The organism is Streptomyces sp. MMG1121, from assembly GCF_001280015.1.
In the GTDB taxonomy this organism is placed as follows: Bacteria; Actinomycetota; Actinomycetes; order Streptomycetales; family Streptomycetaceae; genus Streptomyces.
The window spans coordinates 1-364 of record NZ_LGDV01000095.1 but is presented as its reverse complement, the minus strand read 5'-3'; the positions used below and the strand labels follow the sequence as shown (position 1 = coordinate 364).

Annotated in this window: 1 protein-coding gene; it reads left to right on the top strand. The window is 68.7% G+C overall.

Annotated features, from left to right (window positions below; all coding sequences use genetic code 11):
• On the top strand, positions 1 to 364 hold a 364-nt coding region (locus ADK64_RS09845; protein ID WP_159046213.1), incomplete at both ends, for a polyketide synthase dehydratase domain-containing protein.

The following is a 364-nucleotide window of genomic DNA, read 5'->3' as shown; positions in this document are numbered from 1 at the left end:
GCGGCGTGGGGAGGAGATTTTCGCCGAGGCCGCGTTGCCGTCGGGTGAGGTGGACTCGGCTGCCGGGTTCGGTCTGCACCCGGCGCTGCTGGATGCCGCTCTCCACGCCGGGGCCTTCTCCGGTGCCCGCGAATCCGACGGTGACGGCTTGTTCCTGCCGTTCGCGTGGAGTGGTGTGTCGCTGCATGCTTCGGGGGCGTCGTCGTTGCGGATCCGGTTGTCGTCCACGGGTGAGGACTCGCTGTCGCTGGAGTTGGCGGATGGTGAGGGTGCTCCGGTCGCGTCGGTCGAGTCGCTCGTCCTGCGGGCAGTCACCGATGAGCAGTTGAAGGTGTCCGGTGGCGGCGGAAGCGAGTCGCTCTTC